The 13,287-nt window shown below is 68.6% G+C and carries 13 protein-coding genes; 4 read left to right on the top strand and 9 right to left on the bottom strand.

The window, feature by feature from the left end; genetic code table 11:
* Positions 1-60: 60 nt before the first annotated feature.
* Positions 61-1,083: an isoaspartyl peptidase/L-asparaginase family protein gene (locus AC3DE2_RS10620; protein WP_295375212.1), complete on the bottom strand. Its 1,023-nt coding sequence runs from the start codon at positions 1,081-1,083 to the stop codon at positions 61-63.
* A 37-nt stretch (positions 1,084-1,120) separates the two neighbouring features.
* A complete protein-coding gene (locus AC3DE2_RS10615) occupies positions 1,121-2,179 on the bottom strand; it encodes a cyanophycinase (RefSeq protein WP_488426119.1) in 1,059 nt (352 codons plus the stop codon).
* 125 nt (positions 2,180-2,304) lie between these two features.
* On the opposite strand from AC3DE2_RS10615, the gene AC3DE2_RS10610 reads away from it, so the two are divergent.
* The 3 genes from AC3DE2_RS10610 (at position 2,305) to AC3DE2_RS10600 (ending at position 7,141) form a co-directional block, all read left to right on the top strand.
* Positions 2,305-2,892 (top strand): RNA polymerase sigma factor, encoded by a 588-nt coding sequence (locus AC3DE2_RS10610; protein WP_295375217.1) that lies wholly within the window; start codon positions 2,305-2,307, stop codon positions 2,890-2,892.
* Positions 2,870-3,970 carry a FecR domain-containing protein gene (locus tag AC3DE2_RS10605; RefSeq protein ID WP_295375219.1) on the top strand — a complete coding sequence of 367 codons (1,101 nt, stop codon included), beginning with the start codon at positions 2,870-2,872 and terminating at the stop codon, positions 3,968-3,970. Before AC3DE2_RS10610 ends, AC3DE2_RS10605 begins: the two co-directional genes overlap by 23 nt.
* 87 nt (positions 3,971-4,057) lie before the next feature.
* Positions 4,058-7,141 carry a TonB-dependent receptor gene (locus AC3DE2_RS10600; RefSeq protein ID WP_488426118.1) on the top strand — a complete coding sequence of 1,028 codons (3,084 nt, stop codon included), beginning with the start codon at positions 4,058-4,060 and terminating at the stop codon, positions 7,139-7,141.
* Positions 7,142-7,236: 95 nt separating this feature from the next.
* On the opposite strand, the gene AC3DE2_RS10595 is transcribed toward AC3DE2_RS10600, so the two are convergent.
* From AC3DE2_RS10595 to AC3DE2_RS10585, 3 genes are read right to left on the bottom strand one after another with little or no spacing between them, the layout of a single operon-like run.
* Entirely contained in the window at positions 7,237-7,797 is a 561-nt protein-coding gene (locus AC3DE2_RS10595; protein WP_488426157.1) for a lysophospholipid acyltransferase family protein, read from the bottom strand.
* Between the two features lie 46 nt (positions 7,798-7,843).
* Entirely contained in the window at positions 7,844-8,278 is a 435-nt protein-coding gene (arfB, locus tag AC3DE2_RS10590) for an alternative ribosome rescue aminoacyl-tRNA hydrolase ArfB (protein WP_295375225.1), read from the bottom strand.
* 60 nt (positions 8,279-8,338) lie between these two features.
* Positions 8,339-9,217 (bottom strand): DUF5694 domain-containing protein, encoded by an 879-nt coding sequence (locus tag AC3DE2_RS10585; protein WP_488426117.1) that lies wholly within the window; start codon positions 9,215-9,217, stop codon positions 8,339-8,341.
* Positions 9,218-9,380: 163 nt separating this feature from the next.
* Between AC3DE2_RS10585 and AC3DE2_RS10580 the strand changes: the two genes are divergently transcribed.
* Positions 9,381-9,935: a DUF2059 domain-containing protein gene (locus tag AC3DE2_RS10580; protein ID WP_295375230.1), complete on the top strand. Its 555-nt coding sequence runs from the start codon at positions 9,381-9,383 to the stop codon at positions 9,933-9,935.
* A gap of 77 nt (positions 9,936-10,012) precedes the next feature.
* Here AC3DE2_RS10580 and ung read toward each other — a convergent pair whose 3' ends face one another.
* The 4 genes from ung to ftsE all read right to left on the bottom strand — a co-directional run bounded on the left by ung (position 10,013) and on the right by ftsE (position 13,283).
* Positions 10,013-10,735 (bottom strand): uracil-DNA glycosylase, encoded by a 723-nt coding sequence (gene ung / locus AC3DE2_RS10575; protein WP_488426116.1) that lies wholly within the window; start codon positions 10,733-10,735, stop codon positions 10,013-10,015.
* 86 nt (positions 10,736-10,821) lie between these two features.
* Complete coding sequence (locus tag AC3DE2_RS10570) at positions 10,822-11,649, bottom strand: response regulator (protein ID WP_295375235.1); 828 nt, start codon at positions 11,647-11,649, stop codon at positions 10,822-10,824.
* Positions 11,650-11,658: 9 nt separating this feature from the next.
* Positions 11,659-12,600, bottom strand: a complete 942-nt coding sequence (gene ftsX / locus AC3DE2_RS10565; protein WP_488426115.1) for a permease-like cell division protein FtsX — start codon at positions 12,598-12,600, stop codon at positions 11,659-11,661.
* On the bottom strand, positions 12,597-13,283 hold the full coding sequence (gene ftsE, locus AC3DE2_RS10560; RefSeq protein ID WP_295375240.1) for a cell division ATP-binding protein FtsE: 687 nt from the start codon (positions 13,281-13,283) through the stop codon (positions 12,597-12,599). Before ftsE ends, ftsX begins: the two co-directional genes overlap by 4 nt.
* Positions 13,284-13,287: the final 4 nt, after the last annotated feature.

The following is a 13,287-nucleotide window of genomic DNA, read 5'->3' as shown; positions in this document are numbered from 1 at the left end:
GAAAAGCTCGCGACTCGCGTCGCTCCTACAGGCAGGATGTCGCAGGTCCGGGGGACCGCGTTACTGCTTCGGCATCGGCAGCGGATCGTCGGCGAAGATCGCCACGTGCGGCACGCCGTCGGCGCCGATCCAGCCGCGATACATGCCTTCGGTGTTGAACGGGAACGCGATGCTGCCGTCGGCGGCCAGCGCGATCGCGCCGCCATCGCCGCCGGCCTTGGGAATCTCGTCGTTGATCACCGCCTTGGCGGCGCTGGCGATGTCCTGCCCGCCGTAGCGCACGCGCGCGCAGATGTCGTGCGCGGCGACCGCGCGGATGTAGTACTCGCCCCAACCGGTGCCCGACACCGCGCAGCGCGCGTCGGCGTAGGTGCCGGCGCCGATGATCGGCGAGTCACCGACCCGGCCGTAGCGCTTGTTGGTCATGCCGCCGGTGGACGTGCCCGCGGCCAGGTGGCCCTGCGCGTCCAGCGCCAGCGCGCCCACGGTGCCGAAGTGCTTGGCGGTCTCCAGATCGGCATGGGCCTGGCCGGAGGCTTCTTCCTTCAGCGCCTTCTGCAACTGCTGCCAACGCTTCTCGGTGCGGAAGTACGACGGGTCCACCAGGGTCACACCCTGCTCGGTCGCGAACGCCTCGGCACCGTCGCCGACCATCATCACGTGCCTGGACTTGTCCATCACCAGCCGGGCCAGCTGGATCGGATTCTTGACCCGATGCACGCCGGCCACCGCGCCGGCCTTGCCGGTGGCGCCGTCCATGATCGAGGCGTCGAGTTCGTTCTTGCCGTCATGGGTGAACACCGCGCCGCGCCCGGCGTTGAAGCTCGGCGCGTCCTCCATCACCGAGATCGCGGCGGCCACCGCGTCCAATGCGGGCTTGCCGGCGGCGAGCTCGGCGTGGCCGGCACGCAATGCTTCTTCCATCGATTTGCGCGCGGCGGCGATTTCCGCGGGCGCGAGATCGCCACGCTCCACGCCGGCGCCGCCGTGGATGACCAGGACCGGACGGTCGGCATCCGCGGCGATGGCGGTGCCCGCCATTCCCAACAACGCAAGGCAACACGCACGCAACAGGTTCGTCATGGCAGCAACTCTCGGGATTGGCGGTGGTTCGGGGATTTCATTCTAGCGACGCGGTGCGCGCGGCGTCGCCCAGGACGCCGTTCACCACGTCGACGCGGCGCTCGAACGCCGGGTGCTCGACGCGGAAATCGGGCAATTGCAGCAAGCTGCCGGTATCCAGGCCGATGACCGGCATGTCGCGGAAGGTCAGCGGCTTGCCGACGGCGAACACGTCGGCCTGGCGCTGCGGACGCACCAGCCAGACATGGCCGCCATCGCCACTGTGGACCCGCGCCATGCCCTTCGCGTCGATGCACAGCGCGGTGTATTCGTCGATGCCGATGCCGACCAGGTCCACGCGCTGCTGTTCGGCCGACAGCCGGGCGACGAAGGCGATCAGGCGACCCAGCCGGTCCCGCTCGCCGAAGTGGCTGTCGGTGATCACGTTCTGCAGATAGGGCATGTGCAGGAAATCGCCGACCAGGGTGACTTCCGGACCCGACGGATTCGTCATCGCGGTGGGCGAGACGATGCTGCCGCCATCCATCGCGCCATAGGCGAACGCGCCGAGGATCGCCAGGCCCGCGCTGGTCCCGCCGATTGGCTTGCCGGCGCGCACGTGCGCGTCCAGCGCTTCGTTCAGCGGTGTGCCCTTCCAGAAACGCACGTAATTGGACTGGTCGCCGCCGGCCAGGAAGATGCCGTCGGCCTCGCGCACGATGCGCAGCACCTCCGGGTCGCTGGCGGCGCGACGGTCATCGAACACCAGCGTCTGCGCGGCGGTGATGCCGCCAATGTCCTTGAAGAATTCGTCCTGCGCCTCGACGGTGCCGGAGGCGCGCAGAATCACGATGCGGCCATGCCCGGCCTTCCCGATCATCCAGCGGAAGGCGTCGTACGGCCAGTCGCCGCCGCCGACCAGCATCAGCCCGGCCTCGGTCGCGCCGGGGCGCGGCGCCTTCGGATCACCGATCTCGAAGTAGCGATAGCCGTCGCGGCGCGAGGCGTCCGGCGCGGAAGCCTCGTCGGCGGCAACCGCCCCGGTGGCGCCGGCGAGCGTCAGGATCAGCAGCGCGCAGCGTTGCAGGAACAGGCGGCGGGACAGCGGTGACGGCATCTCTTTGCTCCAGGTGGCACCAGCATTGAAGACGAACGGATGCGCGCTTCCCCTCCCCCGTTCGTCGCTGCTTTGCAGCATCGATGGTCGTCGTTGGCCCGCGCGGATTGGGGTAATGTCGTGGAATGACCGAATCCACCGACGCCTGGTTCGCCCGCGAGATCCTCGTCCACGAGGAGGCGCTGGTGCATTTCCTGCGCCGCTGCTGGCCGCATCGGGAAGAGATCCACGACCTGCGCCAGGAAGTCTACGTGCGCGTCTACGAGGCCGCCGGCAAGTCGGTCCCGACCGCGCCGAAATCGTTCCTGTTCGCCACCGCGCGCCACCTGATGACCGACCGCCTGCGCCGCAGCCGGGTGGTCTCGATCGAGACAGTGGGTGATTTCGAGTCGATAAACGTCTTGATAGACGAGGTATCGCCCGAACGGTGGTGCGGCGGCCGGCAGGTGCTCAAGCGCCTGGCCGACGCCTTCGACCGCCTGCCGGACCGGTGCCGGGAGGTCATCTGGCTGCGCCGGGTCGAGGAACTGCCACAGAAGGAAGTGGCCTCGCGCCTGGGCATCAGCGAAAAGACCGTGGAAAAGCATGTCGCCAAGGGAATCCGCCTGATCGCCGAACATTTCTACGGCGGCGGCGGCACGCGCACCCGCGCGCGGCAGGCCTTGCAGGACGCAGGAAAGGAACCGGGACATGGCCAGCAGCAGACAGATTGAACAGGCCGCGGCGGCCTGGCTAGCGCGACGCGAAAGCAGCGCGTGGGCCGGCACCGACCAGGCCGCACTGGACGCGTGGCTGGCCGAATCCACCGCCCACCGGGTGGCGTTCCTGCGCCTGGACGCGGCCTGGAACGAAAGCGGACGCCTGGCCGCGCTGGGCGCCGGCCAGGCGCCGGGCGCCGCGCCGCCGCGCGGGCAATGGACCGCCTCGCCGCTGGATCGGCCCGCGTCCCAGCGCATCGCCTCCACGCCAGCGCCCGCTCCGTCCGGCGGACCGCCGGACGTGGCGCGGCTGGTGTTCGCGCCGCGCGAACGGGAACACCGCAGCCGCTGGCCGCGCGTGGCCACCGCGCTGTTCGCCGGCGTGCTGGTCGTGGCGGGCGCGGGACTGTGGGCGCACCACTATTTCTATGGCGTGGTCGAGCAGGCCTCCTATGCCACCGCGCTGGGCGACCTGAACCGGGTGCCGTTGAGCGACGGTTCCGGCGCCACGCTCAGCAGCGACAGCCGCATCGCGGTCAGCCTGTCGCGCCGCGAACGCCACATCGATCTGCAGCGCGGCGAGGCGTTCTTCGAGGCGGCCAAGGATCCGCACCGGCCGTTCGTGGTCAGCGCCGGGCCGCGCCAGGTGGTGGCGGTGGGCACCCGCTTCGCGGTGCGCCGGGATGGTCCCGATCTGCGGGTGGTGGTTACCGAGGGCACCGTCCGGCTGGAGGCGTCTCCCGACGCCCAGGGCCATCTGCAACCGACCACCCTGCTGCCGGCCGGCAGCCTGGCCATCGCCAGCCGCAATGGCGTGGTGGTGCGCACCGGCTCGGTCGCCGACGCCGAACGGCTGGTCGACTGGCGCAGCGGTTTCGTGACCTTCCGCGACACCTCGCTGGCCGAAGCCGCGTCCGAATTCAACCGCTACAACGCGCGCAAGATCGTCATGGGCGATCCCAACGTGGGCGCGCTGCGGGTCGGCGGCAACTTCCGCTGGTCGAACGTGGACGCCTTCGTCAGGCTGCTGGAACAGGGCTTCCCGGTCCGCGCCGAAGCCGGCGCCGACCGCATCGTCCTGCACAGCCTCTGACCCTGCCGGGAGACGGGGGATTTCCCCGGCTCGTTCGTCCTGATAGCCAAGGGCGCCTTCCCGTGCGCCCATGGGGAGAGCCATCCAATGCGGTCGTCGTTGCGTGTCCTGTTGTTGAGCCTGGCCTGTTCAGCCGCACTGAGTGCGCAGGCGCAGAATTCCAAACCCGCGCAGGTCAACATCCCCGCCGGGGATCTGGTGGCGGCGCTGGATACGCTGGCGCGCCAGTCCGGCACCCAGTTCGTCTACCGCGCCGACCAGCTCAAGGGCCTGCGCACCCAGGGCGTGCACGGCAATCTCTCGGCCGACCAGGCGCTGGACAAGGTGCTCAGCGGCAGCGGCCATGTCGCCCGCCGCGACGCCGCCTCCGGCGCGGTGGTGATCGTGCGCCAGGATGCCCCGCCGCGTCCGGCGCCCGCCGCCCGCCCTACTCCGGCTCCCACCGGCCAGTCCGCTGACGCCGCCGAGGAGCCGGTCACCCAACTCGAGAACGTACAGGTCACCGGTTCGCGCATCCCGCGCGCTCAGATCGAAGGTCCGGCGCCGATTACCGTGGTCACCGCCGAGCAGATCCAGGCCGCCGGCTTCACCTCCGTCCCCGACGTGCTGCGCTCGCTCAGCCAGAACAGCGGCAGCGTGCAGGGCCAGCAGAACACCACCAGCGCCCAGTCCACGCCCGGCGCGCAGGCGGTCGACCTGCGCGGCCTCGGCCCCAACCACACCCTGGTGCTGATCAACGGCCGCCGTATCGCCGACTTCCCGCTGCCGCTCAACGGCCGCAGCAACTTCACCGACATCGGCAACATCCCGCTCGGCATGATCGATCGCATCGAAGTGCTGACCGGCAGCGCCTCGGCGGTGTACGGCTCCGATGCGATGGCCGGCGTCATCAACTTCATCCTCAAGAAGTCCACCGACGGCACCACCATCGACTATCGCTACGGCGACACCAGTCGCGGCGGCGGCGAGTCGCACAAGCTGACCCTGACCACCGGCTTCGAGCGCGGCGGGTTCAGCGGCATCGTCGGGGTGGAGTTCCTCGACAAGCGTCCGTTGTGGGGCTACGAGCGCAGCGTGCAGGATTCGACCCTCGACGCGCCGACCTCGCGCCGTCGGCTGCCGCGCCTGACCGCGCAGCTCTATGACTGGGACGATGACGTCAACATCGCGCCGGCGGACGGCTGCGCTGCAATGGCCGGCCTCAACCAGGGCACCACCGTGCTGGCCGAGGATCGCTTCGGCCAGCCGTACTGCGGCAGCGAGCGCGCCATCGCGTACCGCACCATCCAGAACGAACGCAAGGGCTACAACGCCTACGGTTCGTTCGAGTATCGCTTCTCCGACACGCTGTCCTGGTTCGCCGATGTGCAACTGGGTCGCCAGAAGGTCAAGCTGCTCACCGGCACCAACGGCAACGACGTCGTGAGCGACGTCATGGGCTGGGAATTCCACGATCCGGCCTCGACCGACAACAACGACAAGGTGTTCTACAACGCCGTCACCGGCCATTACGAAACCTGGTCGCGCCAGTTCACGCCGGAGGAAATCGGCGGCCTGCGCAATCGCATGAACACCACCACGCAGAAGACCCTGGCGGTGACCACCGGCCTGCAGGGTGCCTTCGGTGAGTCGTGGAACTGGGAAGCGGCCTACAACCATTCGCAGTACAAGGCCGACGTGGGCATGCCGCGTATCTGGGCCGAGGCGGCCAATCGCCTGTTCCTGGGCGAACGCCAGGGCTACGACGCCGACGGCTACGCGATCTACAGCCCGGATCCGGCGCGCCTGTTCACCCCGCTGACCCAGGCCGAGTTCGCCTCCATCGCGGCGATGTCCACCTTCCATCCGAAGGCCGACAACGACAACCTCAGCTTCACCGTGGATACGCCGGCGCTGTTCACCCTGCCCGCGGGCGACGTCGGCTTCGCCGCGGCGGTCGAATACGGCCGGCAGTCGTACGAGGTCAATCCTGATCCCCATGCGCTGACCGCCGACGCCTACTACGGCCCGCGCTATGGCGATGGCGAAGGCGACCGCGATCGCTGGAGCGTGGCCGGCGAGTTCCGCCTGCCGCTGCTGTCCACGCTGCAGGCCAGCCTGGCCGGCCGCTATGACCGCTACGAATACGGCAACAAGAATCCCGGCAAGTTCACCTACAGCGCCGGCCTGGAATGGCGTCCATTCGAGACCCTGCTGGTGCGTGGCTCCTACGGCACGGGTTTCCGCGCACCGGACATGCACTACCTGTTCGCCGGCGACGACTTCTACCGCACCGTGTCGACCGACTACTACCAGTGCAGATCCACGAATCCTAACCTCAGCGACGGCGATTGCTACGACGATTCCACTTGGGAAACCAACACCTTCGACGTCTACACCGGCAACATGGATCTGGATGTGGAAACCAGCAAGTCGTTCACCGCCGGCTTCGTGTGGTCGCCGGTGTCCAACTTCGACCTGGCCATCGACTACTACAAGATCCAGGTGTCCAACCAGGTGCAGACGCAGAGCCGCGAACTGCTGCGTTCGACCGAGGCCGACTGCCGCCTCGGCGTGACCGACTCCGGTGCCCCGATCGACATCAATTCGCCCACATGCGTGGACGCGATGTCACGCGTCCTCCGCGACGAGGACGGATTCATCACCAGCGTGCACTTCAGCCCGATCAACATCGCCGAGGAGGAAACCTCGGGCCTCGACGTGACCGCCAACTACCGCCTGGCGACCGCCCGCGCCGGTGATTTCGCCTTCCGCGCCAACTACAACTGGACCCATCGCCACACCCGCCAGCTGTATCCGGGCGATCCGACCGAAGACATGCTGGACGTGAGCTTCGCCGACACCACCTTGCCGCGCACCAAGGGCAACGTGGGCGTGAACTGGGACAAGGGCGCGTTCGGCGCGAGCCTGTTCGGCAACTACGTGGGCCGCGTGGCGAACTACAACAACGACGCATGGACCGAGTCGACCTGGCGCTTCAATGCCGGCGCGCGCTACGACGTGACCGATCATCTGCGCATCTCGCTTTCGATCAACAACCTGTTCGACAAGATGCCGCCGCGGGACGCCACCTGGGCGAACTACCCGTACTACGACACCTCGTGGTTCGATTCGTTCGGTCGCAGCTTCTACCTGCAGTTCACCTGGAAGCTGGGTGGCCAGGCGCTGTAAACCCGGCTGCCCGTTCCGGATCGGCCATACGGAAAACCCGCCTCACGGCGGGTTTTCTTTTGCGCTCATTCCCGTGGTCGCGTCATCCGCGGCGATTACATGGTCCCGCGATTCTTGCCCTGCCACGGCCGGTACCACGCGCGGATCGCGGCCATGTCGGCCTCGGCGTCGCCGGTGGGGTAGTACACGTCGCCAATGCCGATGGTCTTCTCGGGGTAGTGGAAGTAGGCCATCAGGATCGGCACCTGCGCCTGCTGGGCGATCTTCAGGAAGCCACCCTTCCATTTCTCCACCCGCTTGCGGGTGCCTTCGGGCGTCAGCGCGAACCACAGCCGGTCCGACTCTCGGATCATGCGGACCGCCTGCTCCACCGTTCCCTGCGGCGAGCTGCGATCCACCGGCACCACGCCCAGCTTGCGCAGCAGCGGCGACAGCGGCCACCAGAACAGCTGCGCCTTGCCGAGCACGCGCACCTGAAAGCCCATCGCGATCTTCGCGGCCATGCCCCAGATGCCGTCCCAGTTGGACGAATGCGGCGCCACGATCAGGACCAGCTTGGGAATGTCGGGGATCGTGCCCACCACCCTCCAGCCGAAGGTGCGCAGGAAGGTACGCCCCATCCAGCGGGTGAAGCGGTTGGGCGGCACCTGCGGCATGTTGGGCGGAATGACGGGGATGACGTCGTGGGCGTCGCTCAATCGATTACTCCCAGTGGCTCTTTTGCGAACGGCCGCGTTTGACTTCGCTGCGTTCGCGCTTGGCATCCAGGCGCCGGGCCTTGGCCGCGCGCGATGGCTTGGTGGCGATGCGGGGCCGGGGCACGTGCATCGCCGCGGCGATGAACGCGGCCAGGCGCTCGCGGGCGTCCTGCCGGTTGCGGTCCTGGGTGCGGAAACGCTGGGCATCGATGACCAGCACGCCGTCGTCGGTCAGGCGCCGGTCGCGGCGGGCCAGCAGGCGTTCGCGCAGGGGTTCGGGCAGCGACGGCGAATGCGCCACGTCGAACCGCAGCTCGACCGCGGTGGCCACCTTGTTGACGTTCTGCCCGCCCGCGCCGCTGGCGCGCACGAACCGTTCGACCAGTTCGTCGTCAGGAATCGCCAGCGTGGGCGTGATGTCGAGTCGTCCGCTCCCCATGCGCGGATTGTAGTGGAGGTCGCGTACCGCCCGCATGACAGCGGGCGGCCGCGGGGCCGTTCAGGGGCCCGCCGCCGCGCGCAGGTAGGGGACCGGATCCACCACCAGGAACGCCCCCGATTGCTCGCCGAACTGGCGCAGCAGCGGTGCATGGCCCGCCCCGTACACCACCAGCATCCGCTCCCGCGGGCTTTCGGCCAGGCGCACCAGACGGGCGAAGATGCGCAGGTTACGGCCATGCCAGTTGGCCATCCAGTTCGCGCCGGGCGCGTCGACATCGTCGCCCAGCATCGCGTAGTCGTAGTAGCGGCGATGCCGTTCGGCCAGCGCGGCGGGCGTGTTCGTGCGGACCAGCACGTCCGCCAGCGCGACGCCGGCAGGGACCGCCCCCTCGAGCCCGCGCGGATCGCGCATGGCCGCCACCATGGCCTCCTTGCCGGTGCGGCGGGCATAGGCGTCCCAGTCCATGGAGGCGATATCGCCGGGCGGCATGCCGTTCCAGTCGCCGGCGTCGACGCGCGGCAGGTCCAGCCGGGCGGCCAGGCGCAGGCCGATCTGATCCACTTCGCTGCGTCCCAGTGCGTAGCGGCCCGCGCGATAGTCGGCATAGCGCGCATCCAGCGCCGCCTGCCCGGCGACCGGATGCTCGACCACCACACGGGTCGGGGCGAAGCGCGCGAGCGCGGAGACGATCGCCTCGATTTCCGCCTGTCGCGCCGGCGTCATCACGTCGTCCACCTGCAGGTTGATCACGTCACGCCCATGATTGGCCAGGTGCGGCGTGCCGACCACCATCAGCCACGGCCGCTCGTGCGGCATGCGGTTCCGCAGCAGCGATGCCTGCGCGGAAGCGGTCGCGGGTTCCGTCGCCACCACGGCGTCGGTGCAGGCGAGGGCCAACAACAGCGACAGGAACGAGGAAATGCGGTGGCGCGACATGGCAGGGTCCGATGCGTGGCGGATGCGCGACAGGCTGCCGGATCCGCGTTGGCTTCCCGAGTGCACATCGTCCCCATGACCATCGTCGGGGCCCTTGTTTTAACGTGATGTTTACTTCCACGTCGGCACCATGCAGGCCCGCCCCTGCCGCAAAGCCGCACACATGACGAAACGCCCGCTCGCACTGCGTCTGGTTTTCCTGGCCGGATGGATGTTGTTCACGGGCGTGGCGCTGGCGGCGGAACCCTCCGACGCGGACATCGAGAAACTGCTGCAGGCCTCGCGCGCGGAAAGCATGCTCAACGCGATCATCCCGCAAATGGAAACCATGCAGCGCCAGCAGTTCGACCAGCTGATGGCGGGCAAGGAGATGAGCGCCGAGCAGCGCGCCGAAGCCGACCGGATCATGGCCAAGACCAACGAGATCATGCGCAAGGCGCTGTCCTGGCAGGAGATGCGCCCGCTGTACGTGGACGTCTACAAGAAGACCTTCACCCGCGAGGACGTGCGCGCGATCACCAAGTTCTACGAGAGCCCGGCCGGCCGCAGCCTGCTCGACAAGACGCCCGCGCTGATGCAGAACCTGATGGGCGCCATCCAGCAGAAGATGGTGCCGATGATGGAAGAGCTGCAGGCCGAGATCCAGAACGTCACCCCGGCGCCGGTACCCGCTCCGCCGGTCACCCCGTCGCAGCCGCGCCGCAAGAAAAAGCGCTGACCCGGCGCGGAACTTGAACCACCGGGCCCTCCACCCGGGCGAACCCCCGCCGTTCCGGTCGCCAAACAGGCTCCGCGCTACGCCAGCAGCGGGTCGGCGGGCAGTTGCGCGCGCATCGGCAGGCGCCAATCGATCGGGGCCTGGCCGCGCTCCCGCAGGTAGCGGTTGGCCGCCGAGAAATGCCCGCAACCCAGGAAACCCCGGTGCGCCGACAGCGGCGAGGGGTGCGGCGCGCGCAGCACCCGGTGCCGGCGCGCATCGATGACCTTGCCCTTGGCCTGCGCGTAACTGCCCCAGAGCAGGAACACCAGTCCCTCGCGCTCGCGCGCCAGCGTCTCGATGACGTGGTCGGTGAAGCCTTCCCAGCCCTTGCCCTGGTGGGCGCCCGCGCGCGATTCCTCGACGGTCAGCACCGCGTTCAACAGCAGCACGCCCTGCCGCGCCCACGGCAGCAGGCAGCCGTGATCCGGCGGCGCGATGCCCAGGTCGGCCTGGATTTCCTTGTAGATGTTGATCAGCGACGGCGGCACCGGCACGCCCGGCCGCACCGAGAAGCACAAGCCGTGCGCCTGGCTCGGCCCGTGGTACGGATCCTGGCCCAGGATCACCACCTTGGCCGCGCCGAACGGCGTGGCCTCGAAAGCGGCGAAGATCTGCGGTCCGGGCGGATAGATGCGCGCACCCGCGGCCTTGCGCTGGCGCAGGAACTCGGACAACGCCTGCATCTCCGGCCGCAGCAGCCAGTCACCGGCGTGCTGCTTCCAGGACGGTTCGAGTTTGATGCGTTCGGTATCGGACATTGGCGAAGGGATTCGGGATTGGGGATTCGGGATTGGCATGTTACCCAACACGTCCCTCGCCCTTGCCAATCCCCAATCCCGGCAATTCAACGCCCTTCCATCCGCGCCAGGCGCAGCTGGAACAGCACCTTGGTCACCAGCAGGCGTTCCTCGATCGGCTTGAGCACCAGGTCGTTGGCGCCGGCCTGCAGCAGCACGGCCTGGTTGTCGCGGTTGCTGTCGCCGGTCATCACCAGGATCGGCAGGCGGCGCTTGCCGTAGGCGAAGTCGATGCGGATCCGCTGCACCACGTCGCGGCCGCTGAGTTCGCCCTTCAGGGTCACGTCGGTCAGCACCAGATCGAAGCGGTGGGTCGAAAGGCCCAATGATTCGGCGGTGAGCAGGGCAAAAGCGTCCTCGGCGCGCAGCACGTGCACGACATTGAGCGATTGCCGCTCCAGCATGCGCTTGGTGGTCTCGGCGACCACCCGGCTGTCTTCCACGTACAGCACGGTCGCGCCGGGAATCGGTTCGGGTTGCACGTAGCCGCGGATGAACGTGGCCAGCGCCTCGTGTCCCAGCGACTTGTCGAAGTAGTCGGTGACGTAATCGTTGAAGCGGCGCTCTTCCAGGTGCTGCTGGGCATCGCCGGACACCACGATCACCGGCACGTAGGCCTGGCCGGAAGCCTCGCGCACGCTGCGCGCGATCTCCATGCCATCACCATCGCGCAGCGCCAGTGCGGTGGTGACCAGGTGGATTTCACCCTCGGCCAGCGCCTTGCGGGCTTCGGCGATGCTGGCGCAGCCGATCACGTTGACCCCGGGCAGATCCCGTTCGAGCACGTCGGCGATGAGTTTGCGCACCAGTTTGGAACCGTCGACCACCATCACCCGGGGGGCGTCGCTGATGAGATGCCGGAGCGCGTCGGACATGCGGGCGGGTCAGGTGGCGGTCGGGCGAGTCTGCCGCAAGAAGTGGCCGGTCACCAGCCACGCCCCCAGCCAGCCGACCACGGTCGCGCCGGCCAGTACCGCGCCGGCGCGCAGCGGGTCCAGGCCGGCCAGGGCGAAGCGGCTGCCGTAGCTCTGCGCCAGGGTCGCCAGCGGCGCCTGCAACGCGGCGGCGGCGGCGACCAGCAGGCCCAGCGCGATGGCGCCGGCCACCAGGCCGTACCAGGCGCCCAGGTAGATGAAGGGTCGGCGGATGAAGCCATCGGTGGCGCCCAGCAGTTGCAGCACGCCGATTTCCTCGCGCCGCGACTGGATGTCCAGGCGCACGGTATTGCCCACCACCAGCAGCGCGCCGATACCGAACAGCGCCGCCAGCACCCAGACCAGGCGTTCGCCGAAGCCGAGCCAACCGCGCAGGCGATCACGCCACTGCGCGTCGTGCTGCACCAGATCCGCTTCGGGCAGGCGCTCCAGCGTCGCCACCAGCCCGGCTTCGTCGCCGCGCGGGGTGATCTGCAGCAGCGTCGGCAGCGGATTGCCTTCCAGCGCGTCCAGGCTGGCGCCCAGGCCGCTGCGCTCGCGGAACTCGGCCAGTCCCTGTTCCGGCGTGCGCAGTTCGACCTTGGCCACGTCGGCGCGGCCACCCAGCTGTACCGCCAGCACCCGTGCGCGCGGCACCGGCACGTCGAGCTTGAGGAAGACGTCGATCTCGCGCGAATCGCTGACGTCGCCGGCGAACTGCTCGACGTTCGCCAGCGCCAGCCACAGGCCCAGCGGCAACACGAACGCCACCGCCATCACCCCGATGGTCAGCACCGTGGCCCAGGGCCGGCGCACCAGCCGGCCCAGGCTGGAAACGAAGCTGTAGAGATGCTGGTCCAGCCAGATGCCGAAGCCCGAACGCGGACGCGAAAAGCGGTTGCTGTCGTTCATTCGGCCAGATCCGCCGGCGAGATGTCGTCGACCAGCTGGCCGTGGTCCAGCACCAGCACGCGCTTGCGCATGCGCTTGAGCAGGGCCAGGTCATGGCTCACCACCAGCACGCTGGTGCCACGCTCGGGCATCGAGGCGAACAGTTCCATGATTTCCGCGGCCAGGGTCGGATCGAGGTTGCCGGTCGGCTCGTCGGCCACCAGCAGCTTGGGTTCGGCGACGATCGCGCGGGCGATGCCCACGCGCTGCTGTTCGCCGGCCGAAAGTTGGGTCGGCAACGCCTTTTCGCGATGGCCCAGTCCCAGCCGCGCCAGCACTTCGCGTACCCGCTTCTGGATGTCGGCGCGCCGCTCTCCGCGCAGGATCAGCGGCAGCGAGACGTTCTCCATGATGGTGCGATCGGTCAGCAGGCGGTGATCCTGGTGGACCGCGCCGACTTCGCGGCGATGCAGCGGAATGCGGCCGCCGCGCACCTTGAGCAGGTTGCGACCGGCGAACAACACCGCGCCGCGGCTGGGCCGTTCGCTCAGGTGGATCAGCTTGAGCAGCGTGCTCTTGCCGGCGCCGGAGTGGCCGGTGACGAACAGCATCTCGCCTTCGGCCACTTCGAAGTTGACCTCCGACAGCGCCGTGTGGCCGCCGGGGTACTGTTTGCTGACGTTTTCGAATCGAAGCACGCTCATGCCG

This window comes from Pseudoxanthomonas sp. 68-E7, from assembly GCF_057773145.1.
The sequence above is the reverse complement of the archived record's forward strand: the minus strand, read 5'-3'. Positions and strand labels throughout refer to the sequence as shown.